We start from the raw sequence: 22,974 nt of genomic DNA, 5'->3' as shown, positions 1-22,974 counted from the left end.
GATACCTGGCGACACTGGTGTGCAGCGACCTCGCAGCTCTTTTGTCCGTAGGTTGTGGGTTCGAGTCCCACGGGGCCCACCGACGAACTGGGGTACGCAGTGAAGATTCTCGTGACGGGTGCCAGCGGGTACGTCGGTGGCCGGCTGGTGCCGAGGCTGCTCGAGCTGGGCCACGAGGTGCGCACCACCACGAGCGACCCGGACCGGGAGCAGCCCTGGTGGGCGGACGAGGTCGAGACGCAGGTCATGGACGCCCTCGACGCGGACCAGGTCTCGTCGGCCTGCGCGGGCGTCGACGCGATCTACTACCTCATCCACGGCATGGGCGGCGAGGACTTCGCGGCGGCGGACCGCACGGCGGCCACGCACGTCGCCGACGCGGTCCGCGCCCACGACGTGGACCGAGTGGTCTACCTGTCCGGGTTCGTCCCCGACGTCGCGGACGACGAGCTGTCCGAGCACATCACCTCTCGACGTGAGGTCGAGCGCATCCTCGGTGACGCGCCCTCGACCCTGGTGGTCCTGCGCGCCGCCATCCTCCTCGGCAGCGGGTCCACCTCCTTCGAGATCATCCGCCAGGTCAGCCAGCGTCTCCCGGTGCACACCGTGCCCGCGTGGATGGACTCCCTCGTGCAGCCCATCGCCGTCGTCGACGTCCTCGAGGCGCTCGTCGGCGCCCTGCGTTACCACGGCCCCTCCCGTCACTTCGACGTGGGCGGGCCCGACCGGTTGCGCTACGGCGCGCTGCTCGCCGCCTACACCGCGCACGCCGGCCTCAGGCGTCCCCAGGTCACGGTCCCGTTGCTGCCCACGCAGCTCGTCGGCACGCTCGTCGGCAGTCTCACCGATGTCCCCCGGCTCACGGTCGAGGCCCTCACCGAGAGCCTCCACCACGACATGGTCGCCGCGGACGACGACTTCCGCGAGCTGCTGCTGCCCGCAGGACACCGCCTGGTCGGCCTCGACGAGGCGTTCGGCCGGGCCCTCGCCGCACCTGCCGACGAGGTCGCGCGGGCCGACCCCATGGGCCCCCTCCCCCAGGACCCGGCCTGGGCCAGTGGTGGCGACGACCGCTCCCCGCTCGCCAAGGTGGCTGACGCCGTCAGGGACGTGCTCCCGCGCTGACCGCCGGGGCGCGGATCACCCCGACCCGGGGTGACTCGCCCTTTCTGCCCAGGTCCGGCCCCGCCGAGGGACCGGGTCGCCGTGGTCTCGTCGGGCCATGTCGCGGTCGGTCCGCCGTCGGTAGCGTGGCGGGAGCCACGAGACCGGCATCCTCTCAGGGGTGAGTGGACCGGCCCAGTACTCGGTCGGTGGGAGGCGATCACAGGGGCTCGCCACCCGCCGACCGACCTGGGCGCACGCCGGACACCGGGTCGGCCGCCACCTAGCATCGAGACCATGAAGCCGCTGGACGACGCCCACGCCCGCCCCACCGGTGCCAGCGACGCGACGGTCGAGGCCGTCGGCAAGCTCTCCGAGGCCTTCGAGGTCATCGAGGAGGCCCGGGGCGCGCTCTTCGCCTTCCACCGCAACCTCGGACGGGCCGACCTCACGCTCGGAGAGGCCGTCGACCTGCTGCGCGCCGCCGGCCACGACCAGCTGGCCGACGACATCGAGACCGACCTCGTGGGACGCAATGTCCTCGCCGGGCGGTGGACGTTCCAGGTGGTCGAGGAGTTCGACGACGGCTACTACTCCGCCTTCCGCGAGCACGACCAGCGCGTCCGCGACACGCTGATGGACGGTCGCCGGCACGTCTACGAGGCCGAGATGAAGCAGGACCGGCGCACCCACGGTCGCCCCGGGCACGAGGCGACCCCCGACGACGTGTGAGCCGTCGGGGTCAGAGCGGGACCGGCACGCCGCGCGAGCGCAGGAACCCGAGGGCGGCACCGACCGCGATCGCGACGAGGATCCCGCCGGCGAACCCCGCCCAGCCCTTGAGCCGCCGGGCCGCCGGCCGGTCGGGCCCGCGACGCAGGCCGACGAGCTCGGTCACGGCATACGCGATCGCCCCGATCTGGAGCGGCGTGCCCACGACGAGCCAGAACCAGAACCACTTCGTCCCCACGCGGGTCGGCGGTCCGAGGACGAGCCGTCCCAGCACCAGCACCGCCCCCAGGCCGTACGCCAACTCGAGGGTCGTGACGTCGGAGAACGGGAACGGCCTCGTCGGCACCTGCGCCTCACGCAGCTGACGCACGAGCTGCGTCGTCTCCTCCGTGGCCGACGCCGACATCGACGGGCTGACGGACCCGTCCGGCCCCGCGACCGACCAGCCGGACCCACCCCAGGTCCGCCAGACCATGATTCCGCCGGACGGGAACCCCGATGGGACGATGACGTTCCCGTCCTCGGCGCCGAGCGGGTCCGTGGACCCGTCCGACATCCCCGCCTGCTCGGCCCGGGCGAAGTCCCGCGGACCCGTCTCGAGCGACGACGCGACGTACCACTGGAGGACGTTGCCGGTCGCGATGTCGGACCGCAGCGCCTCGAGGGTCGAGGGCCGCAGCCCGGTGGTCCACGCCGACCCGAGCACCATGAGGCACACGACGACCACGGCACCACCGAAGGCCGCCACCACCCGGGAGGACCAGTGCTCCTCGTGGCTCGGCACGGGGGCGACGTCGCCGTCCGTGGTCCCGAGCGTGTCCCCCACCCCGATGCTCATGGCTCAGCGTGGCACGACAAACCCCCGCTGACCAGTGGTCAACGGGGGCCTGCGAGTCGGGTCAGTCGAACAGCTCGGAGAGGAACGACTTCTTGCGGCGCTGGCCGTAGGGCTGGTTGTCGTGGCCCTTGCCCGGCGAGGACGAGTACCGGGGCGCCTGCCCGTACGACTGGGCGGCGGGCTGCGCGTACGGACCGCTCTGGGAGGGGTATGCCGGCTGCTGCGGGACCGGGGGCTGCTGCGGCTGCGCCGGTGCGGGAGTCGCAGGCTGCTGGTGCCAGGCGTTCTCGGCGTTGACGAGGGCCTCCAGCTCACCGCGGTCGAGGAAGAGGCCGCCGCAGCCGGTGCACTGGTCGACGTGGACCTGGTTGCGCTCGTAGTTGCGCATCTCCGACGCGCACTTGGGGCAGGTGAGGGTGCTCATGCCTGACCCAACGCCCCAACCCCGTCGGGAGTGCCCGCCGCCCGGGGAACGCCCCGGGAGGGCGGGGGGAACGCCCGGCTCAGCCTGCGGCGCCGAGGACGTGCGGGAGGAGGAAGAGCATCCCCTGCGACCACGTGAGGTGGGTGATGATCGGCCCGAGGATGCCACCGGTGACCCGCCGCTGGAGGCCGACGACGAGGCCGACGACCAGCCCGGCGACGATGAGCAGCGGGATGCCGGCAGCGGCCGAGACGAGCGTGTAGATGACCGTCGTCACGAGCACCGCGTGCCTGCGTCCGACGGCGGCGAACAGGGCACCGCGGTAGAACAGCTCCTCCGCGACCCCGTTGACCGCCGTGATGACCGCGACCACGGCCAGCGACCCGTACGTCGCGTGGTCGAGCAGCGCGTCGACCGGCTCGCGCAGGACCGGGATCCGCGCGACGACGAGGGCGCCGGCGAGGAAGAGCGCCAGGAGCGCGCCACCGAGGACGAGCGACTGGACGATCGAGCGGCCCCCGTGGTCACCCGAGCGTGTGTTGGCCCGGCCGAGGTGCAGCGGCCCGGACACCAGGGCGCCGACCGCCCAGACGATGGCCAGGGCCACGGCCGCGAAGTAGAACAGGTCGTTGCCCGCCGGGATGCGCAGCGCCCAGGCGTGCACCCCGAGCCCGACGACGAGCGTCACCCCCGCCACCACGCGCCGTCGCCGGAAGGCCGCGTCGCTCTCCGAGTGGTCCCGCGGGACGGGCTCGATGAGCGCAGCGTTGAGGAAACGTCGCAGTTCCGTGACGGGATTCGGCATGACGAGTGAGACGATGCCACAGATGACTTCCCCACAGCAGCCCCGTGTCCTCGTGACGGGCGCGACCGGCTACATCGGGTCCCGCCTCGTCCCGGTCCTCCTCGACACCGGCCACCACGTCCGGGTCCTCACGAGGTCGGCCGACCGGCTGCGAGCGCGCAACTGGGCCGACGACGTGGAGGTCGTCGAGGGTGACGCCACCTCGCGACGGGACCTCGACACGGCCCTGGCCGACGTCGACGTCGCCTACTACCTGCTCCACTCGATGGACGGCAAGGACGACTTCGAGCACCGCGACCGCGAGCTGGCCCGCACCTTCGGGCTGGCGGCGCAGGAGGCGGGGGTGCGGCGGATCGTCTACCTGTCGGGCCTGCACCCCGACGGGGGGCACCTGTCGACGCACCTCGCCTCGCGGGTGGAGGTCGGCGACCTGCTCATGGCCTCCGGCGTCCCCACGATCGTCCTCCAGGCCGCCATCATCATCGGCTCGGGGTCGGCGTCGTTCGAGATGCTGCGCCACCTCACCAAGAAGCTGCCGGTCATGGTGACGCCCAAGTGGGTCAACAACCGGATCCAGCCCATCGCGATCGCGGACATCCTGCACTACCTCGTCGGTGCCGCGACGATCGAGGAGGACCTCAACCGCAGCTTCGACGTCGGCGGCCCGGAGGTCCTCACCTACCGCGAGATGATCCAGCGCTACGCCAAGGTCGCCGGCCTGCGCCCGCGCACGGTGCGGACCGTCCCGGTCCTCACCCCCGGGCTCGCGAGCCACTGGGTCGGTTTCGTCACGCCGGTGCCCGCGGGCATCGCGAAGCCGCTCGTCGGAAGCCTCATCCACGAGGTCGTCTGCCAAGAGAACGACATCGACGACGTCGTCGGCCCGCCCGCGGGTGGACCGACCCCGTTCGACGACGCGGTGCGCGCCGCCCTCGGCGGCCGGGGCAAGGAGCGCCCGGAGCCGGGCACCGTCGACCCCGCCCACCTCACCGCGGCCGACCCCGACTGGGCCGGCTGAGCCGACCAGGACTGGGCTGAGCCGGACCCGGGGTCAGGCCGCGCGGGGACGGGTCATCGTCACTTGGGCGACGTCGAGGTAGCCGGAGGCGAACCCTGCCTCGCAGTACGCGAGGTAGAACTCCCACATCCGCTTGAACGTCTCGTCGAACGAGCCGCCCTCGATCCGCGGCCACTCCTCGAGGAAACGCAGCCGCCAGCGACGCAGCGTCTCGGCGTAGTCCGTGCCGAACGCGTGCACTCCCGTGACCCGGAGCTCGGTGTGCCGTCCGGTCACCGAGCGCATCGTCTCCAGCGACGGGATGAGCCCGCCGGGGAAGATGTACTTCTGGATCCAGCCGTACGAGTTGCGGGTCGCGAGGTAGCGGTCGTGGTCCATGAGGATCGCCTGGACGACGGCCGTCCCGCCCGGGGACAGCAGCTTGTCGATCGCGGCGAAGTACGTCGGCCAGTACTCCTCTCCGACCGCCTCGATCATCTCGACGGAGACGACCGCGTCGAACGTCCCGTCGGTGCGCGGGCTCACCTCGCGGTAGTCCTGGAGCCTGACCTCGACCCGCTCGGCGAAGCCCCCGTCGGCGATCCGCTCTCGGGCGAGGGCCTGCTGCTCGCGGGACAGGGTGATGGAGAGGACGTCCGCGCCACGGGCCGCGGCCCGGAGCGAGAGCTCGCCCCAGCCGGTGCCGATCTCGAGGACCCGGGAACCCGGGCCGACCTTGGCGGTGTCGAGGATGGCGTCGATCTTGCGGTGCTGCGCCTCGACGAGGTCCTGCTCGGCCAAGGGACGGGAGTCGTCGAACAGCGCCGACGAGTACGACATCGTCGGGTCGAGGAACGCCGCGAACAGGTCGTTGGACAGGTCGTAGTGCGCCTCGATGTTGGCGCGGCTCCCGGACAACGTGTTGCGGGTCGCCGTCGGCAGCGCCCGGTCGACGAGCCGGCGCATTGCGAGCACCGGCTTCGGCAGCAGGTGGCTCATCCGCTCGGCGAACGGCAGCAGCGCCTGAGCGAGGTCGGTGCCCGGCGCCGCCCGCCAGTCTCCCGCCATGTAGCCCTCGCCGAGGCCGATCTTGGGGTGGTGGCCGATCCGCCGGTACATCGACTCCGGCCGGATGACGTCCAGCGTCGGGCCGTCCTCGCCGGCCGAGCCCACGGTGGACCCGTCGGGGTAGCGCAGCCGCACCGGCACGCCGGCGACGATCTGGTGGATCAGCGTGCGGGCGACGGCGCCACGCGTGAGGAACCTTCTCGCAGAAGGCATCTCGAGGGGGCTGAGGGCTTCGGACGTCATCGGACAGTCTCCAGGGATTCGGCGGGGCGGCGTTGGACGGGAAGGCGGCGGGCCCACAGCCGGATGCCGTGCATCCGGATGAGCGCCGACACCTGCTGGGTCATGAACGGGTGGCGGGCGACGGTGGCGACCACGGCGCGGGGGGTCCCCGGGACGAGCTCCCCGTCGACGACGGCGGTGAAGACCAGCTCGCCCTCGCGGTGGAGCCGGATCGCGACGGAGACCCGCTCGGCATCGAGGTAGAAGCGGATCGCGTACTCCCCCGTCGTGTCGTTGAACGGCGAGACGTAGAAGTCCTTGTCCACGGAGGCCGCGCCGCGCGCATCGGGCCGGACGGCATACGCATGCCGGCCGCCGTAGGTGTTGTGCACCTCGACGACGACCCCGCGCAGCTCACCCGACGCGGTGAGGCACCAGAAGGCGGTCATCGGGTCGAAGACGTGGCCGAGCACGCGGGCGTGGGTCAGCGCGACGACCCGAGTGACACCTTCGGTGGGTATGCCGTCCCGCTCCAGGCAGCGCAGCACGTTCGCCTTGAGCTCGGGCAGGGTCACCGGACCGGAGAGGTGGTCCTCCGGGCGGAACGACGCGACCGGACCCAGCCACCGCGGCAGGTCCATCGGCTCGTCGAGGTCGAGGAGCCACTGGTAGTGGCGGTTGGTGAAGGTCCGCCGGAACGGCACGTGCCGGACGTGGTGGACCCGGCCGACGACGAGGCAGGGCAGCGTCGGCAGCTCCACCGACACGACCCCGGGCCTGGGCAGCGTCTCGGTCACGCCCACTCCACCCCGAGCGCCCGGGCGGCCTCGACTCCCGAACGGGCACCGTCCTCGTGGAACCCCCAGCCCCAGTGCGCTCCGGCGAAGGCCGTGCGCGACGTCGTGATCTCGTCGCGGCGCCGCTGGGCCCGGACGGCGTCGAGGTCGTGGATGGGGTGCGCGTAGTCCATGACCGCGACGACGGCGGCCGGGTCGATGAGGGAGGTCGCGTTGAGGGTGACGAACAGCGGGTCCGCGGCGGGCAGGCCCATGAGCCGGTTCATGTCGTAGGTGACGACCGGACCGGTGGTGCCGGCGTCGTGGCCGGGGCCTGCCGCGCGGTAGTTCCAGGACGCGTGCGCCCAGCGCGCGCGCGGCATGAACGAGGAGTCGCGGTGCAGGACCGTCTCGTTGCGCGAGTAGCGGAAGGCGCCGAGCACCTCCTTCTCGGTCGGCGTCGCGTCGACGAGCAGGCGGAGCGCGTCGTCGGCGTGGGTCGCGACGACGACGTGGTCGAAGCGCTCCCGACCGGCGGCCGTGGCCACCTCCACGCCGTCGTCGTCACGCTCGACGGCGAGGACCTCGTGACCTCGCCGGACGTCCGGGAGCCGCGCCGCGAGCGCCTCGACGTAGGTCGCCGAGCCCCCGACGACCGTCCGCCACTGGGGCGCCCCGCCGATGCTGAGCATCCCGTGGTGGTCGAGGAACTGGAACAGGTAGCGGGCCGGGTACTCCATCGCGTCGCCACGACCACTGGACCACACGCAGGACACGAGCGGGACGGCATACAGCTCGACGAAGCTCTCCGGGAAGTCGCGGGCGGCCACGAACGCCCCGTAGGTCGTCTGGTCGGTGTCGTCGGTCGCGGCGAGGAAGTCCGCGGCCTCGTGGTGGAAGCGTCGGACCGAGCGGAGCATGGTGACGAAGTCGCGCGAGAGGAGCTGGCGCGGGCGGGCGAGGAAGCCGGTGATCCCGCGGCCGCCGGCGTACTCCGTGTCGGAGGCGGGGTCGGAGATCGACATCGACATCTCGGTGTCGCGCACCTCGATGCCCAGCTCGGCGAAGAGCCGCCCGAGGAGGGGGTAGGTCCGGTCGTTGTGGACGATGAAGCCCGAGTCGACCCGGACCTGCCCGGCGCCGGAGTCGATGGTGTGCGTGTGGGCGTGCCCGCCCAGCCTGGTGTCCGCCTCGAAGAGGGTCACCCGGTGGCGTCGCGCCAGCACGTGGGCGGCCGTGAGCCCGGCCACGCCGGATCCCACGACGGCGGTGCGGGGCGCATCGTCGTTCGCTGTCATGCCGTCCATTCGTCGCCGGCGGGGAACCGGATGGGTCTGTCGGGAGACCAATATGCCGTGCCGTGGGGCCCCGGACGCACCTTGGCCCCGCGTGACACAGTGCGCGGATGAGCCGCTTCCTCGCCGTCACCCTCTGCGCCCTGCTCGCTGCCGTGGTCGTCATGGGCGTGACCGCCGTCGTGTCCCGTCGGCTGGGCCGGCTCTCGGTCGTCGACATCACGTGGGGGCTGGTCTTCGTCGCGATCGCCTGGGTGTCGTATGCCGTCGGCACCCACTCCGCTCGCTCCCTCCTGCTCGCGGTGCTCGTCACGGTGTGGGGATTCCGGCTGGCCTGGCACATCCGGCGTCGGGCGCTCGGCGGCGAGGAGGACCCGCGCTACGCGAAGCTCGTCGAGGGCGTCCCCGAGCAGGACCGGTTCCGGTTCGCGCTCCGTCGGGTGTTCGGCGTCCAGGGACTCGCGGCCTACGTCGTCTCGCTGCCCGTCCAGGTCGCGGCGGCGACGGACCGCCCGCTCGGCTGGGTGGCCGCGGGCGGGGTCGTGCTCTTCCTCGTCGGGGTGACCTTCGAGGCGGTCGGCGACGCCCAGCTGGCGAGGTTCAAGGCCGACCCGGCCCACCGTGGCGCGATCATGGACCGGGGCCTGTGGGCGTGGACCCGGCACCCGAACTACTTCGGCGACGCAGCCGTGTGGTGGGGACTGTGGGTCGTCGCGGCGGAGGCGTGGCCGGGGGTACTCACCGTGCTGTCGCCGGTGGTGATGACCTATTTCCTGGCGTTCGCCACCGGCGCCCGGCTGCTCGAGTCGGAGATGTCGAAGCGGCCCGGGTACCGCGACTACATGCGACGGACGTCGATGTTCCTCCCGCTCCCGCCGCGTCGTCGGACCGGTGCCTGACGGCGCGTTCGCCCTGCTCAGGGTCGGTTTGGGTCGCCCGCAAGCCGCCTGAGGAGGTCGAACCTCACTAGTTTCGAGGGGTGGGGGCACGTCCCCACGACATCGAAGGAGTGTGATCGTGATGGACGCCATCTGGTGGTGGGTGATCGCAGCTGTCGTGCTCGTCGCACTGGCGCTGCTGCTGGTCCCGCAGCTGCGCAAGCGCAACGTGGAGTCCCGGCGACAGCAGGCCGCCGAGGTCCGCGAGGAGGCCCAGGAGCATTCCCAGGTCGTGCGCGAGCGGGAGGCGCACGCCACGCAGGCCGAGGCGGCTGCCCGCCAGGCGCGGGCCGAGGCCGAGCAGAAGCTCGCCGAGGCCGACAAGCTCGAGACCGAGGGCGCCCGCCGGCGCGAGCCCGCCGTGGCCGCGCGCTCCGAGTACGAGGAGAAGCTCCAGCGCGCCGACGAGCTCGACCCGGACGTCGACACCGACGGTGACGGACGCGCCGACCGCGTGGAGCTCGACCGCGACGGGGTTCCCGACCGCGCGGACCGCGAGCGCGTCGACGGCGACGACGACGTGCGCGACCGGGGCGACGTGCGCCGGCGCTGACCCTCGCGTCCACGTCGAGTGGTCACGACACCCCGTATGCCGTCTGTGCATGCGGGGTGTCCTGACCACTCGACCCGGGTGGGTCAGGTCGCGACGGAGCTGAGCGCGTGGATGACGACGCCGGCGAGGGCCCCGACGATCGTGCCGTTGATGCGGATGAACTGGAGGTCGCGGCCGACGTGCAGCTCGATGCGCTCGGCGGCCTCGCGCCCGTCCCACTGGTCGACGGTCACCGAGATGACCTCGGCGATCTCGGAGCCGTAGGTGTTGACGAAGAACGACACCGCCTCGCCGAGGTGCCCCTCGAGGCGGGAGCGCCAGGGCTCGTCCTCGACGAGGTGGCGTCCGAGGTGTTCGAGGAGCTCCTCGCCGCGGACGTGGAAGTACGACGTCGGGTCATCCATCGCCGACTCGAGCGCCGACCCGAACGAGCGCCACAGGCCCACGGCCGTGTCCGGCACCTGCGGGTGCGACAGGAGCCGCTCCTTGAGCGCCTCGGCCTGCTCCATGACCTCCGGGTCCGACTGCAGGTCGTGCGCCAGCCGGGTGAGCAGGTCGTCGAACGCGACCCGGGCCGGGTGCCCCGGGGTGACCCGGATGTCCCGCAGCCAGGTGAGGACCTGCTGGTAGCTCCAGCCGATGACCCGGTCGTCGACCCACGGCGGTGACCACCAGGGGGCCCGCTCGCCGATGACCGAGGCGAAGGTGCCGGGGTTGTCGCGCAGCCAGTCGTGCAGCTGCTCCAGCCCGAGGTCGACGAGGCCGTGGTGGGTCCGCTCCCCGACGACGCCCTCGAGCAGCGTGCCGGCGATCGGGCTGATCGGCTCCTTCGCCAGTCGCGGGAGGAGGAAGTCCTCGATCACCTCGCGGACGTCGTCGTCGGACAGCCGACCCAGGCCGGCCCGGGTCACCCGGACGACCTCAGACATCACCCGGGTGCGGTGGCCGGGGACGAGCAGCCAGGCGCCGAGCCGCTCCCCCACCCGGGCCGAGGCGAGGCGCTCACGGGCGATCTCCTCGGTGAGGAAGTTCTCGGTGACGAAGTCCTGGAGGTTGCGGCCGATCTCGTTCTTGCGCTTGGGGATGATCGCGGTGTGCGGCACCGGCAGCCCGAGCGGGTGCCGGAACAGCGCGGTCACGGCGAACCAGTCCGCGAGCGCGCCGATCATCGCGGCCTCGGCGCCGGCGTTGACGTAGCCCAGCCAGCCGGTCTCGTGACGGACCGTCACGGCATACACGATCGCGGCGAGCACGAGCAGGCCGAGGGCGAGCGCCCGCATCCGGCGCAGGCCGGTGCGGCGCTGCGCGTCGGCGGGGGACGGGGCGAGCAGACTCACGGGGACGATCCTGCCCCACGCCCCTCCTAGAGTGGGTCCGTGCAGTTCCTCAACGGTCTCCAGCCCCAGCACGACCTCACCTACGACGACGTCTTCATGGTCCCGAACCGCTCCGACGTGGCGAGCCGCCTCGACGTCGACCTCGCGTCGGACGACGGCACGGGCACGACGATCCCGCTCGTCGTGGCGAACATGACGGCGATCGCCGGACGCCGCATGGCCGAGACGACGGCCCGGCGCGGAGCGCTGACGGTCATCCCCCAGGACATCCCCGTCGAGGTCGTCAGCGACGTGGTCGGCTGGACCAAGCAGCGCCACCTCGTCTTCGACACCCCGATCACCCTCGACCCGATCACCACCGTCGGCGAGGCGCAGGTCCTCATCGGCAAGCGTGCCCACGGCGCGGCGATCGTCACCGAGGGCGACCGGCCCATCGGCATCGTCACCGACAGCGACCTCACCGGCATCGACCGGTTCGTCCAGGTCCGCGACGTCATGTCGCGCGACCTCGTCACGGTCCGCGACGACGTCGACGTCGTCGGCGCCTACGACACGCTGTCCGGCACCCGCCGCCGCCTCGCCCCGGTCGTCGCCGAGGACGGGACGCTCGTCGGGGTGCTCACCCGCCAGGGCGCCCTGCGTGCCGGCCTCTACGGCCCCGCGCTCGACGCCGACGGCGCACTGCGCGTCGGTGCGGCCGTCGGCATCAACGGCGACGTGGCCGCCCGGGCCGCCCAGCTGCTCGAGGCCGGGGCCGACGTCCTCGTCATCGACACCGCCCACGGCCACCAGCAGCGGATGTTCGACGCGCTCAAGGCCGTGCGCGCGCTCGACCCGCAGGTGCCGCTCGTCGCCGGCAACGTCGTCAGCGCCGCCGGGACCCGTGAGCTCATCGAGGCCGGAGCCGACATCGTCAAGGTCGGGGTCGGGCCGGGCGCCATGTGCACGACCCGGATGATGACGGCGGTCGGCCGCCCCCAGTTCTCCGCCGTGCTCGAGTGCGCCACCGCGGCCCGCGAGCTCGGCAGGCACGTGTGGGCCGACGGGGGCGTGCGCCACCCGCGGGACGTCGCCCTCGCCCTCGCCGCCGGGGCGTCCAACGTCATGATCGGCTCGTGGTTCGCCGGGACGCTCGAGTCGCCCGGCGACCTGTTCACCGACGAGACCGGGCGCCAGTTCAAGGAGTCCTTCGGCATGGCCTCCTCGCGCGCGGTGCGCAACCGGACCGCCACCGACACGGCCTACGAGCGCGCCCGCAAGGCGATGTTCGAGGAAGGAATCAGCTCGGCCCGGATGTACGTCGACCCGGCCCGGCCCTCGGTCGAGGACGTCATCGACGAGATCATCTCCGGCCTGCGGAGCAGCTGCACCTATGCCGGGGCGCGCACGCTCGCCGAGTTCCACGAGCGCGCGACGATCGGTCTCCAGAGCACGGCCGGCTTCGCCGAGGGACGACCGCTGCACCAGTCCTGGTGACCGCCGGACCGTCGCGCGGGTGGTCCCGCCGCACGACCACGTATGCCGTCACGCCGGTCGTCGTCATCGTGGCGGTCGTCGCGGTGGCGTGGTTCACGACCCCCCGCACCTCCGGGTTGGAGGGCGAGTGGGAGACGGCTGCGGTGCCGGGCGAGGTGCTCGGCGGTCGCGCGCTCGTCGGCTCCGGGTCCCCCGTGGCGGTCGACCTCGTCACCGGGACCCGGATCACCCTCGGGTCCGTCACCGGCGGGGCACCGGCGGTCGGCGCGGGGCGCCTGCTCGTCCTCGGGGACGGCCGCCTCGACGGCGCCGGGCTGGACGGTCGCTCGCGCTGGACCTGGCAGGGACCGCCCGCCCACGCCCTGACGCTCGTGGCCGCCGGACCTGCGGTGACCGTCGTCCAGGCCTGCGGGGGGACCCCCGGCGGGTGCCGCCTCATCGGCGTCGACGGCAACGGGCGCGAGTCCTGGCAGACCCCCCAGCCGACCGCGACCGGCACCTCCGCGCCGGTCGTCGGCGCCGACGGCAACCTCCCGACCGTCGGCGTCCTGCCGACCCCCGACGGCACCCTGGTCCTCGTCGACCCGGCGTCGAGCCGCATCGTCCTGCGACCCGGCTCGCAGGCGTCGGTGGGCCTCGACGGGCGACTGACGCTGCGCTCGGCGGCGGCCGGCGGGTGCGCCCTCACGACGTTCGAGACGCTCGACCGGACGTCGACGTCAACGACGTCGGAGGCGTGCGCGTCCGCTGCGTCACCCTCCGCGGTGGGACGGGTCACCGCGGCGCGCTCCCGGGTGTGGTGGTGGCCCTTCGGTGACGGTCGGCCGACGCTCGAGGTGCGCGGACGGCATACGGGCACGGTGGTGAGCCGGGAACGGTTGGCGGTGCTGCGCCACGACGACGCGGGGCTGACCGTCCGCGAGGGCGACGTGGTCCGTCGCTACGGGTGGCTCGACGGCGGCTGAGGTCGCCGCCGCTGCCGTGGGTGCGGCCCCCGCCTGCGCCCGACGCCGGGCTGGGTACGTTGTCGTGGTGACCTACGACGTGGCAGCGATCCGTGAGCTCTTCCCTGCGCTGCGAGGCGGGCCCGACGGGTCCGCCCCGGCGGTCTTCTTCGACGGGCCCGGTGGCAGCCAGACCCCCACGCCGGTGGCCGACGCCGTCCACGCCACGCTCGTGTCCGCGATCTCCAACCGCGGCGAGGTCACCGCCAGCGAGCGGCGCGCCGAAGACGTCGTCCGCGGGGCCCGACAGGCGGTGGCGGACCTCCTGGGCGCCGACCCGCGAGGCGTCGTGTTCGGGCGCAGCGCGACGGCGCTCACCTACGACTTCGCCCGGGCGCTGGCCAGGACGTGGGCACCCGGCGACGAGGTCGTCGTCACCCGGCTCGACCACGACTCCAACATCCGCCCGTGGGTGCAGGCCGCGGAGGCGGTCGGTGCGGTCGTGCGGTGGGCCGACTTCGAACCCGACACCGGCGAGATGCCCTCCGACGCCGTGACCTCCCTGCTCTCGGACCGGACCCGGCTCGTCGCGACGACGGCGGCGTCGAACCTCATCGGCACCAAGCCGCCGGTCTGCAAGATCGCCCGGGCCGTGCACGAGGTCGGCGCCCTGCACTGGGTCGACGGTGTCCACGCGACGGCGCACGCCTCGGTCGACCTCGACTCGCTCGGTGTCGACTTCTGGACCTGCTCGCCCTACAAGTTCCTCGGGCCGCACATCGGGATCGTCGCGGCCTCCCCCGAGCTCCTCGAGGGCATCCGGATCGACAAGCTGCTGCCGTCCTCCGACGCCGTGCCGGAGCGCTTCGAGTTCGGGACCCTGCCGTACGAGCTGCTCGCGGGGGTCACCGCCGCGGTCGACGTGCTCGCCTCGCTCGACGCCACGGCCACCGGGTCGCGGCGCGAGCGCATCCTCGCGAGCTTCGAGGCGCTGGAGGAGCACGAGCACCGGCTCCTCGACCGGCTCGAGTCCGGGCTGCGCGCGCTGCCCGGCGTGCGGGTGTACTCGAACGCGCGCAAGCGCACCCCCACCCTCCTCTTCACCGTCGAGGGCCGGTCCGCGCAGGACGTGCGACGGGCCCTCGCCGAGAGCGGCGTCAACGCCCCGGCGAGCAACTTCTACGCCATCGAGGCCTCCCGCCACCTCGGCCTCGGCGACGAGGGTGGGGTCCGCATCGGCCTCGCGCCCTACACGGACATGAGCGACGTCGAGCGCCTCCTCACCGCCCTCACCCGACTGATTGCGCAGGACGGTCGGCGAGCGCCAGCGAGCTGAACGTCCTGCGCAATCAGTCGGCGGTCGACGGTCGGCGAGCGCCAGCGAGCTGACCGTCCTGCGCAATCAGTCGGAAGCCCCCTGCGACGGCGACGACGACGACGCCCCCTCCAACGTCCTCGCGCGCCGCTGTGCACTGCTGCAGGCCAGCGCAGCAGTGCACAGCGCGAGCCGGGAAGGTCAGGGCACCTCGGGCGCGGGGACGAGGAACGCGTCGCGGGTGACGTCGGCGATGCTCGCGGCCCCGGTGAGCCCCATCGTGAGGTCGAGCTCGGCGACGACGTCGTCGATGACATCACGCACGCCGTCGGACCCGTCGAGCGCCAGCCCGTAGACGTGGGGCCGCCCCAGGAGGGTCGCGTCCGCGCCGAGGGCGAGCGCCACGAAGACGTCTGCGCCGGTGCGGATCCCGCTGTCCACCAGCACGACCGGCTCGCGCCCCACCCGCTCGCGGATCGCCACGAGGGCGTCGAGCGAGGAGATGGACCGGTCGACCTGCCGACCGCCGTGGTTGGACACGACGACGCCGTCGACACCGGCGTCGAACGCCCTCGCCGCGTCGTCCGGGTGGAGGATCCCCTTGAGCAGCACCGGCAGGGTCGTCCGTTCGCGCAGCGTCTCGATGTGCTGCCAGGACAGGCCCGGGTTCGAGTAGATGTCGAGGAAGGTCTCGACGGCCGCGCGTGGCACCGGTGAGCGCAGGTTGTCCCTCACCCCACCGGGGTGGCGGCGCGACTGGTTGAGGAGCGTCCGGGCGCCGCCCGCCACAGCCCGGACCTTCTCCGCTCCTGCGGTCCCGGCCAGCGGTGAGGGGCCCTCCCCCGCCGCGGCCACCCGCTCCCCGACGATCTCCATGAAGCGGGGGTCGGAGGTGTACTGCGCGATGCCCATGCCCTGCGTGAACGGCAGCGACCCGAGGTCGAGGTCGGCGGTCCGCCAGCCGAGCATCGTCGTGTCGAGGGTGACGACGAGCGCCCGCGCCCCGGCCGCCTCGGCCCGCCCGATGAGCGAGTCGACGAGCCGCTCGTCGGTGGACCAGTACAGCTGGTACCACCACGGCACCTCACCCATGGCCCTGGCGGTCTCCTCCATCGGCGAGCAGCCCTGCGTCGACACGATGTACGGCGTCCCGGCCGCCGCCGACCCGCGGGCGATCGCGACGTCGGCGTCGCGGGCGACGAGCTCGGCCGCGCCGATCGGGGCCAGCATCACCGGCGCCGACAGCGGCGTCCCGAGGACCTCGGTGCGCAGCTCCCGGGTCGTGTGGCCGTGGAGCACCCGCGGGACGATCTGCCACCGGTCGAACGCCGCCCGGTTGGCCCGCATCGTCGCGCCGGCACCTGCGCCGCCGGCGACGTACGCCCACGCCCGGTCACTCATCGCGTCACGGGCTCGCGCCTCGAGCTCGTGGGCGGCGGTCGGGACGCGCGGCGTCTGCCCCAGCGTGCCGCGTCGGTAGATGGCGCCCTGGCGCGCGCGCCCGGGTCCGACCGCGGTCTCGGGGAGGGTCTCATCGGTCACGTGGCCACGCTAGCGGCGAGCGTCGGCGACGTGGGCGAGACTGGGTCCATGGTTGCGCTCCTCCCCCCGCTCGAGGCCCCGGTCGACCCGGTCGACGCCCTGCGCCGCATCGCCTTCCTGCTCGAGCGCACCCGCGCCGGCACCTACCGCGTCGAGGCGTTCCGTGGCGCGGCCAGGGCGCTCAAGGGGATCGGCGACGACGAGGTCGAGCAGCGCGCCCTCGCCGGCACCCTCCAGGACATCCCCGGCATCGGCAAGTCGACCTCCGCGGTGGTGGAGGAGTCCGTGAGAGGCGAGCTACCGGCATACCTCGCGTCGTTGCAGGACAAGAGCGGCGGTCCGCTCGTCGTGGGAGGCGAGGACCTGTATGCCGCACTGCAGGGGGACTGCCACCTCCACTCCGACTGGTCCGACGGCGGGTCACCGATCGACGAGATGGTGCTGACCGGGATCGAGCTCGGCCACCGGTGGATGGTCCTCACCGACCACTCCCCCCAGCTGCGGATCGCCAACGGGCTCACCGCCGAGCGGCTCACCCAGCAGATCGCCATCGTCGACGCGATCAACCGCGGTGTGGGAGAGGCGTTCCGGCTGTTCAAGGGGATCGAGGTCGACATCCTCGACGACGGTGCGCTCGACCAGACCGAGGCGATGCTCGGCCGGCTCGACCTCGTGACGGCGTCGGTCCACAGCAAGCTCCGGATGAACTCCGGCCCGATGACCAAGCGGATGGTGGCGGCGGTCCTCAACCCGAGGGTCAACGTCCTCGGCCACTGCACGGGTCGGCTCGTCGAGGGCTCGCGGGGCAAGCGCCCCCAGTCGGACTTCAACGCGCAGGCCGTCTTCGAGGCGTGCCTCGAGGGTGACACCGCGGTCGAGATCAACTCGCGTCCGGAGCGCTGCGACCCCCCGGACGAGCTCATCGAGCTGGCCCTCGAGATCGGCTGCCTGTTCTCGGTCGACTCGGACGCGCACGCGCCCGGGCAGCTCGACATGAAGGCCTACGGCTGCGAGCGCGCCGAACGGCTCGGCGTCCCGTGGGACCGGATCGTCACCACGTGGGAGGCCGACCGGGTCCACGCCTGGGCCAACCCCGGGCGTTGACACCGGCTGCGAGTTATGTCTCAATGACTCAACACATTGAGACAAAGGGGTCGGTATGAACGGGCAGGTGGTGAAGGACCTGGCGACGCTGGGCGCGTCCTTCCTGGGGTACGTCGTCCTGGCCCTGGTCATCGTCCTGGTCCTGCGGCGGCGCGGACCCGTGTGGGGGTCGAGCGCGTCGAACGCGTCGCTCCTCGCGGTGACCCTCGCCTTCGTGCTGCCCGCCTTCCTCGTCCGCGCGGCAGGCCAGGAGCGCCCGTTCGTGGAGACCGTGCCGGCATTCCTGATGACCTCGTGCGCGGTCGTCGTCGTCACGACCGCCCTCGGCTCGCGCCTCGGCCGACTCCCGGCCGCGGGCGACGTGCGTCAGGCGACGATCGCGCCCCGTCGGCTGTTCGTCGCCGGGGTGCCGCGCCAGCGCCTTGCCGCCCTCGTCAGCGCCGTCATCGCGTTCACGGCCATGGCTGCCGCAAGCCTCATGCCGGCCGCCGGCACCCTTCTCGTCCGACGCCACGACGACGCGGGCGGCGTGTCCGCCGGTTTCCCCGGGTGGCCGGCGTTGCTGCCGAGCGCGTGCACAGGCGTCGTCCTCGCTGCCTCGGCGTGGTGGGCGCTGCGGGAGATCCGGGACCGTCCCCGGATCGTCGAGCCGATGGACACCTACCTGCGGGCCCGGGACGCCTCGCGGGTCGTCCGGGCCGCGGCCTTCGGGTTCGCGGTCACCGGGAGCGCGGTCCTGTTCTCGATCGGCGCCCACATGAACGAGGCGACCCAGATGTTGCGCGCCGACTCGGTGTCCGCGCCGCAATCACCCTGGGACCCCTACCAGTGGCTGGCCTTCGGGCTCTACGTCCCCGCCGCCGGCCTGGTCTTCGTCGCGCTGGCAGCACTGGCAGGTTCGGTGGGGTCGCACGAGGAGCTCGACCGGGCCGCGGCTCCGGTCGCCGATCGCCGCGGCACCCCACACTCGGGCGATGGCTTCGACACGGGATTCTCCTCGTGAGCGACCTCCTCATCACCGTCGACGTGTCCGCCCCGGAGCCGCCGTACGAGCAGGTCCGGGCGCAGCTCGCCGGGCTCATCGGCCGCGGCAACCTGGCCGAGGGTGACCGCCTGCCCACCGTGCGCGCCCTCGCCGGCGACCTCGGCCTCGCCGTCAACACCGTGGCCCGCGCCTACAAGGAGCTCGAGGCCGAGGGCCTGGTCACCACGAGGCGCCGCGCCGGAACGGTCGTCGCTGGCGGCGGCCACGCCACCGACGTCGCGCTCCACCGCAGCGCCGCCGCGTACGCCGAATCCGTCACCCGGGCCGGTCTGAGCGAGTCCGCGGCCATCGACCTGGTCCGCGCAGCGCTCCGGGAGGGGCGTGCCTGAGGTGGGCGCGGGTCCCACGCTCTGCGTCGGCCGGCATACGAAGGGGTCGTTCCGAGCACGGATGAGGTTCGTTTTGGAGCCTGCGCGAGAGTCCCTTATGCTTTCCGAGTCCACGACGGATCCGAGCGCTGCGCGCTGCGCGACGTGGGTTCTCGTCGGAAGACGGGTCCCCATCGTCTAGCGGCCCAGGACCCCGCCCTTTCACGGCGGTAGCACGGGTTCGAATCCCGTTGGGGATACGCAGTAACGGTCTTGCAACCGCAAGGCCCCGTAGCGCAGTTGGTTAGCGCGCCGCCCTGTCACGGCGGAGGTCGCGGGTTCGAGTCCCGTCGGGGTCGCCACCAGAGCGAGAGGCCCACACCACCAGGTGTGGGCCTCTCGTCATCCCCGCGCCGTCAGGCCCTAGCCTGTCGCCCATGTCGTGGTCGGTCTGGCTGTCCCTCGTCGTGACCGGGGTGCTCATCTCGTTCACCCCCGGCGCCGGTGCCATCAACACGATGGCCAACTCGCTGGGCGTCGGGTGGACGCGTTCGATCTGGGGGATCCTCGGCCAACAGATCGCCCTCGTCACCCACATCGTCGTGGTCGCCGCGGGGCTGGGTGTGCTCGTCGCGAGCTCCCCCGCCCTGTTCAGTGCCATCCGCTACGCCGGGGCCGGCTACCTCGTCTACCTCGGTGTCCGGCAGTGGCGCTCGCGCGCGGTCGAGGACGACGGCGCGCCCACGACGACGGGGACCAGGACGCCGGGGGCCATGGTGCGTCGCGGGATCCTCGTCAACCTCACGAACCCCAAGGCCCTCGTCTTCTTCCTTGCCTTCATCCCGCAGTTCACTCGACCGGACCGTCCCCTGCTGCCGCAGTACCTCGTGCTGGCGGCGACGACCGTCGTCATCGACGTCGTCGTCATGTGGTGCGTCTTCGCCACCGCCGCCCGGGGTCTGCGACGGATGACGAGCACCCCGCGCGGTCAGCGGGTGATGAACAGGACGTTCGGCGGCCTCTTCGTCGGGGTCGGCGTGCTGCTCGCCGCCGTCCACTGACCGAGCGGGCTCAGCGGCTGACCTCGATCGCGATCTTCCCGCGGACGTGCCCGCCCTGGCTCAGCTCGAACGCCTTGGCGGCGTCCTCGAGGGGGAACACCTCGGCGACGGGCACGGTGAGCCGGCCCGCGTCGGCGAGGTCCGCGAGCGCCTGCAGGTCCGCGGAGTCGGGTCGGACCCAGGCCGAGATCCCGCCGGCCGGCTCGACGCTCGGGTCGGTGACCGAGCCGTGCCGCCCGCCGTCCGCGAGCACCGCGAGCGTCGTCTCCAGCACTCCCCCGACGAAGTCGGCGACGACGTCGACGCCGTCGGGCGCAAGGAGCCGGACGCGCTCGGCGAGCCCGTCGGCATACGAGACCGGCTCGACGCCGAGACCCCGCAGGAACTCGTGGTTGCCCTCGGTGGCCGTGCCGATGACGCGCGCGCCGAGCGCGGTCGCGATCTGGACGGCGAGGATGCCGACCCCGCCGGCGGCCGCGTGGACGAGGACGGTGTCGCCCACCTTGGTGCCCAGCCGGGTGAGCAGCTGGTATGCCGTGAGGCCGGCGAGCGGGAGCCCTGCGGCCTGGTTCCAGTCCAGGCTGGCCGGCTTGCGGGCGACGGTGCGCACGGGGGCGGCGACGAGCTCGGCGAACGTGCCGTGCTGCACCCAGTCCTTGCGGGCGTAGGCGATGACCTTGTCACCGACGGCGTACTCGGGGGTGTCCAGGCCCACGGCCTCGACGACCCCGGCGACGTCCCAGCCGGGGATCGCCGGGAAGTCGACCTGCATGAGCCCGTCGAGGTACCCGGCGGCGACCTTCCAGTCGACCGGGTTGACCGAGGCGCTGCGGACGCGGATGAGGACCTCGCCGGGTCCCACCCGGGGGTCGGCCACGTCGGTGAGGGTGAGGGTGTCGGGGGAGCCGTACTGGCTGTAGGTGATGGCACGCATGGTGAGGGCCAACGTGCCGGCGGGTCGCCCGCATTCCTCACGGCCAGGAGTGTGGCGCCCCGGGCGGGCGTCAGCCCCGGGCGGGCGTCAGTCCCCGGCGGGCGTCAGCCCCCGGCGGGCGTCAGCCCCCGGCGGGCGTCAGCCCCCGGCGGGCGTCAACCCCGGGTGGCCGTCAGGACGTGAAGGTCCAGCGGGTGTGCGACCGGTAGGTCGCCCCCGGGCGCAGGACGGCAGCGGGGAAGCTCGGCTGGTTCGGGGCGTCCGGGTACTGCTGGGTCTCGAGGCAGATGCCGTCGCCCTGTCGCAAGAGCCGGCCCTCCCGCCCGACCATCGTCCCGTCGAGCCGGTTGCCGGTGTACACCTGAATCGACGGCTGGTCCGTGGCGACCTCCATGGCACGGCCGGTGGCTTGGTGCTCGAGCCGCGCGGCCGTGCGGGTGCCGGACCCGCCGAGGACGAAGGTGTGGTCGATGCCGGCCACTCGCGCCAGCTGAGGGTGCGCGGACCGCACCCGCGGCGCGAGCGGGGCGCTCGCCCTGAGGTCGAGCGGCGTGCCGGCGACGGGCTCCGTCCGGCCCTCGGGAGTGGAGGCCGATGTGACGGGGAGATACTCGTCCGCCTGGACGCTGAGCACGTGCGTGTCGACGCCGCCGCCGTCAGGGCCGCCGAGGGCGAAGTAGGCGTGGTTGGTGAGGCTGACGACGGTAGGGGCGTCGCACGTGGCCTCGTAGTCGATGGTGACGGTGCCCTTGTCGACGACGTACGTCGTCCTCGCGGTCAGCTCACCGGGGAAGCCTTGGTCACCGTCAGGGCTGACGAGCTCCAGCGTGAGGCCGTCCGGAGACTGGTCGGTCACGGTCCACACCCGGGCATGGAACCCGTCCACCCCGCCGTGGAGGCAGGTCGGTCCCTCGTTGGCGGAGACGGCATACGCCGCTCCGTCGAGCGTGAAGGACGCCCCGGCGATGCGGTTCGCGTAGCGGCCCACCGTGGCCCCGAGGTAGGGGTTGGCCGGCGAGACGTAGCCGGCCACGTCGTCGTACCCCAGCACCACCTCCACGGACCGGCCCTCGCCGGTGGGGACCCGGATGCTCTGCACCGTGGCCCCGAGGTCGAGCACGGTGAGCTCCAGGCCCGTCTTGCTCGAGAGGGTGAAGGCAGAAACCGGCTCGCCGCCGGGCATCGTGCCGAAGTGCCGGCCCATGGGGACTCCTCGTGACGTCGACTCGCGTTCGCTTCCGCGCCCACCGTACGAGTTCGGTGCCGCGGATGGGCCTGAGGAGATGCGTTATAGTTCTGGCACGCCGGGGAGACCTGGCTATCTGTTTGAGCAGGCGCGACCGCATGCGGTCCGGAGTCTGTGACGACGCGGCCAGGTAGCTCAGTTGGTACGAGCGTCCGACTGAAAATCGGAAGGTCGACGGTTCGACCCCGTCCCTGGCCACCACCCCAGCCGCAGGTCACACCCCTGTGACCTGCGGCTTTGTCGTTGTCGGCGCGCAGGCGGGAGACGCGGGATGCACCGTGAGGTACCGCCAGAGACCCCGATTGGCCGAGAGATGTTGCACGAGATGTTGCACGAAATCTCGACATCAAGAGACCTCGTTGGCGCCAAGCGGAGGGAGTCGTAGTGGCCCTCACATGCGCCCGGGATCGCCTTGGGACCCGGCAAGCGCATCCTCGCGGGGATCGCCTCGATGATCGCTCATTACGATGGCGCCGAGGAGTGAGAACCGCGCCAACCGGGCATACCGCAGGAGTCGAGCAGAGTGTCTACCTGTCAGCAACGACGGCAATGCGCACAATGAAGTTCCTCGGGGTCTGAGACGTGGCAAATAAGCGACCGACACACAAGGGAAAGCAGACTCGAAGGGCCCAACTCAAAGCGCGGCTCGCGAAACAGAAGTCAGATCTTCGGGCGGTGAACCGCAGGCTTGATGCGCTCGTTCCCGAGCAGTCCGGCGTGAAAGCTCGTGAATCCGTCAGGCAGCGCGAGGCATTGCGGCGCCACCGTCTTCGGCTCCTTCTCGCGATCGAGAAAACTGAACGGTCAATGGAACGTTCTGGGACGAGCGGGCGTAGGACCGTGGTCCAAGGGCCGAAGTCAGGGATCACTTCGATCGTTCAGGGAGGCGCTCCGGGCCTCGGGCGGCGCG

At 72.5% G+C, this 22,974-nt stretch carries 22 protein-coding genes and 3 tRNA genes; 15 read left to right on the top strand and 10 right to left on the bottom strand.

Annotated elements, in window-relative coordinates; all coding sequences use genetic code 11:
• Positions 1-111 precede the first annotated feature (111 nt).
• Complete coding sequence (locus AC3EU2_RS09910; protein WP_488176131.1) at positions 112-1,125, top strand: NAD(P)H-binding protein; 1,014 nt, start codon at positions 112-114, stop codon at positions 1,123-1,125.
• 276 nt (positions 1,126-1,401) lie between these two features.
• Positions 1,402-1,836 (top strand): hypothetical protein, encoded by a 435-nt coding sequence (locus AC3EU2_RS09905; protein WP_488176130.1) that lies wholly within the window; start codon positions 1,402-1,404, stop codon positions 1,834-1,836.
• A gap of 10 nt (positions 1,837-1,846) precedes the next feature.
• Here AC3EU2_RS09905 and AC3EU2_RS09900 read toward each other — a convergent pair whose 3' ends face one another.
• The 3 genes from AC3EU2_RS09900 to AC3EU2_RS09890 all read right to left on the bottom strand — a co-directional run bounded on the left by AC3EU2_RS09900 (position 1,847) and on the right by AC3EU2_RS09890 (position 3,903).
• Positions 1,847-2,674 (bottom strand): hypothetical protein, encoded by an 828-nt coding sequence (locus tag AC3EU2_RS09900; RefSeq protein ID WP_488176129.1) that lies wholly within the window; start codon positions 2,672-2,674, stop codon positions 1,847-1,849.
• Between the two features lie 61 nt (positions 2,675-2,735).
• On the bottom strand, positions 2,736-3,098 hold the full coding sequence (locus tag AC3EU2_RS09895; RefSeq protein ID WP_488176128.1) for a TFIIB-type zinc ribbon-containing protein: 363 nt from the start codon (positions 3,096-3,098) through the stop codon (positions 2,736-2,738).
• A 79-nt stretch (positions 3,099-3,177) separates the two neighbouring features.
• On the bottom strand, positions 3,178-3,903 hold the full coding sequence (locus AC3EU2_RS09890) for a CPBP family intramembrane glutamic endopeptidase (protein WP_488176127.1): 726 nt from the start codon (positions 3,901-3,903) through the stop codon (positions 3,178-3,180).
• Between the two features lie 22 nt (positions 3,904-3,925).
• Between AC3EU2_RS09890 and AC3EU2_RS09885 the strand changes: the two genes are divergently transcribed.
• Positions 3,926-4,921 carry an NAD(P)H-binding protein gene (locus tag AC3EU2_RS09885; protein WP_488176126.1) on the top strand — a complete coding sequence of 332 codons (996 nt, stop codon included), beginning with the start codon at positions 3,926-3,928 and terminating at the stop codon, positions 4,919-4,921.
• Between the two features lie 33 nt (positions 4,922-4,954).
• Here AC3EU2_RS09885 and AC3EU2_RS09880 read toward each other — a convergent pair whose 3' ends face one another.
• Genes AC3EU2_RS09880 through AC3EU2_RS09870 form a run of 3 tightly spaced genes read right to left on the bottom strand, consistent with a single transcriptional unit; the run spans position 4,955 to position 8,264 of the window.
• Complete coding sequence (locus AC3EU2_RS09880) at positions 4,955-6,211, bottom strand: class I SAM-dependent methyltransferase (RefSeq protein ID WP_488176124.1); 1,257 nt, start codon at positions 6,209-6,211, stop codon at positions 4,955-4,957.
• The gene (locus tag AC3EU2_RS09875; protein ID WP_488176123.1) at positions 6,208-6,987 is read right to left on the bottom strand and encodes a DUF1365 domain-containing protein; all 780 of its coding nucleotides are present in this window, start codon (positions 6,985-6,987) and stop codon (positions 6,208-6,210) included. The genes AC3EU2_RS09880 and AC3EU2_RS09875 overlap by 4 nt, the downstream gene beginning before the upstream one ends.
• A complete protein-coding gene (locus AC3EU2_RS09870) occupies positions 6,984-8,264 on the bottom strand; it encodes an NAD(P)/FAD-dependent oxidoreductase (RefSeq protein ID WP_488176122.1) in 1,281 nt (426 codons plus the stop codon). Before AC3EU2_RS09870 ends, AC3EU2_RS09875 begins: the two co-directional genes overlap by 4 nt.
• Before the next feature lie 107 nt (positions 8,265-8,371).
• Between AC3EU2_RS09870 and AC3EU2_RS09865 the strand changes: the two genes are divergently transcribed.
• Together AC3EU2_RS09865 and AC3EU2_RS09860 are read left to right on the top strand one after the other, a co-directional pair.
• Complete coding sequence (locus AC3EU2_RS09865) at positions 8,372-9,160, top strand: DUF1295 domain-containing protein (RefSeq protein WP_488176121.1); 789 nt, start codon at positions 8,372-8,374, stop codon at positions 9,158-9,160.
• Between the two features lie 118 nt (positions 9,161-9,278).
• Positions 9,279-9,752: a hypothetical protein gene (locus tag AC3EU2_RS09860; RefSeq protein ID WP_488176120.1), complete on the top strand. Its 474-nt coding sequence runs from the start codon at positions 9,279-9,281 to the stop codon at positions 9,750-9,752.
• An 83-nt stretch (positions 9,753-9,835) separates the two neighbouring features.
• On the opposite strand, the gene AC3EU2_RS09855 is transcribed toward AC3EU2_RS09860, so the two are convergent.
• Positions 9,836-11,089, bottom strand: a complete 1,254-nt coding sequence (locus AC3EU2_RS09855) for a DUF445 domain-containing protein (RefSeq protein ID WP_488176119.1) — start codon at positions 11,087-11,089, stop codon at positions 9,836-9,838.
• Positions 11,090-11,128: 39 nt separating this feature from the next.
• Between AC3EU2_RS09855 and AC3EU2_RS09850 the strand changes: the two genes are divergently transcribed.
• From AC3EU2_RS09850 to AC3EU2_RS09840, 3 genes are all read left to right on the top strand, one after another.
• Positions 11,129-12,565, top strand: a complete 1,437-nt coding sequence (locus AC3EU2_RS09850) for a GuaB1 family IMP dehydrogenase-related protein (RefSeq protein WP_488176118.1) — start codon at positions 11,129-11,131, stop codon at positions 12,563-12,565.
• Positions 12,562-13,530, top strand: coding sequence for a hypothetical protein (locus AC3EU2_RS09845; RefSeq protein ID WP_488176117.1), 969 nt, complete (start codon positions 12,562-12,564; stop codon positions 13,528-13,530). The genes AC3EU2_RS09850 and AC3EU2_RS09845 overlap by 4 nt, the downstream gene beginning before the upstream one ends.
• Before the next feature lie 67 nt (positions 13,531-13,597).
• Positions 13,598-14,845 carry a cysteine desulfurase-like protein gene (locus AC3EU2_RS09840; RefSeq protein WP_488176116.1) on the top strand — a complete coding sequence of 416 codons (1,248 nt, stop codon included), beginning with the start codon at positions 13,598-13,600 and terminating at the stop codon, positions 14,843-14,845.
• A gap of 180 nt (positions 14,846-15,025) precedes the next feature.
• On the opposite strand, the gene AC3EU2_RS09835 is transcribed toward AC3EU2_RS09840, so the two are convergent.
• Positions 15,026-16,366 (bottom strand): alpha-hydroxy-acid oxidizing protein, encoded by a 1,341-nt coding sequence (locus AC3EU2_RS09835; protein ID WP_488176115.1) that lies wholly within the window; start codon positions 16,364-16,366, stop codon positions 15,026-15,028.
• 48 nt (positions 16,367-16,414) lie between these two features.
• Between AC3EU2_RS09835 and AC3EU2_RS09830 the strand changes: the two genes are divergently transcribed.
• The 6 genes from AC3EU2_RS09830 to AC3EU2_RS09805 all read left to right on the top strand — a co-directional run bounded on the left by AC3EU2_RS09830 (position 16,415) and on the right by AC3EU2_RS09805 (position 19,884).
• Complete coding sequence (locus AC3EU2_RS09830) at positions 16,415-17,470, top strand: PHP domain-containing protein (RefSeq protein WP_488176114.1); 1,056 nt, start codon at positions 16,415-16,417, stop codon at positions 17,468-17,470.
• Between the two features lie 55 nt (positions 17,471-17,525).
• Positions 17,526-18,473, top strand: coding sequence for a hypothetical protein (locus AC3EU2_RS09825; protein ID WP_488176113.1), 948 nt, complete (start codon positions 17,526-17,528; stop codon positions 18,471-18,473).
• A complete protein-coding gene (locus AC3EU2_RS09820; RefSeq protein WP_488176112.1) occupies positions 18,470-18,844 on the top strand; it encodes a GntR family transcriptional regulator in 375 nt (124 codons plus the stop codon). The genes AC3EU2_RS09825 and AC3EU2_RS09820 overlap by 4 nt, the downstream gene beginning before the upstream one ends.
• Before the next feature lie 166 nt (positions 18,845-19,010).
• Positions 19,011-19,083: transfer RNA gene (locus tag AC3EU2_RS09815), tRNA-Glu, on the top strand.
• A gap of 25 nt (positions 19,084-19,108) precedes the next feature.
• Positions 19,109-19,185 (top strand) — tRNA-Asp (locus AC3EU2_RS09810).
• Positions 19,186-19,260: 75 nt separating this feature from the next.
• Positions 19,261-19,884 carry a LysE family transporter gene (locus tag AC3EU2_RS09805; protein WP_488176111.1) on the top strand — a complete coding sequence of 208 codons (624 nt, stop codon included), beginning with the start codon at positions 19,261-19,263 and terminating at the stop codon, positions 19,882-19,884.
• Between the two features lie 10 nt (positions 19,885-19,894).
• Here AC3EU2_RS09805 and AC3EU2_RS09800 read toward each other — a convergent pair whose 3' ends face one another.
• Positions 19,895-20,818 carry an NADP-dependent oxidoreductase gene (locus AC3EU2_RS09800; protein WP_488176110.1) on the bottom strand — a complete coding sequence of 308 codons (924 nt, stop codon included), beginning with the start codon at positions 20,816-20,818 and terminating at the stop codon, positions 19,895-19,897.
• Between the two features lie 172 nt (positions 20,819-20,990).
• The gene (locus tag AC3EU2_RS09795) at positions 20,991-22,022 is read right to left on the bottom strand and encodes an aldose epimerase family protein (RefSeq protein WP_488176109.1); all 1,032 of its coding nucleotides are present in this window, start codon (positions 22,020-22,022) and stop codon (positions 20,991-20,993) included.
• A 166-nt stretch (positions 22,023-22,188) separates the two neighbouring features.
• On the opposite strand from AC3EU2_RS09795, the gene AC3EU2_RS09790 reads away from it, so the two are divergent.
• Positions 22,189-22,265 (top strand) — tRNA-Phe (locus AC3EU2_RS09790).
• Positions 22,266-22,974 lie beyond the last annotated feature (709 nt).

The sequence above is a fragment of the Knoellia sp. B-D-2 genome (genome assembly GCF_057714695.1).
This window is presented reverse-complemented; position numbering and strand designations above follow the sequence as displayed.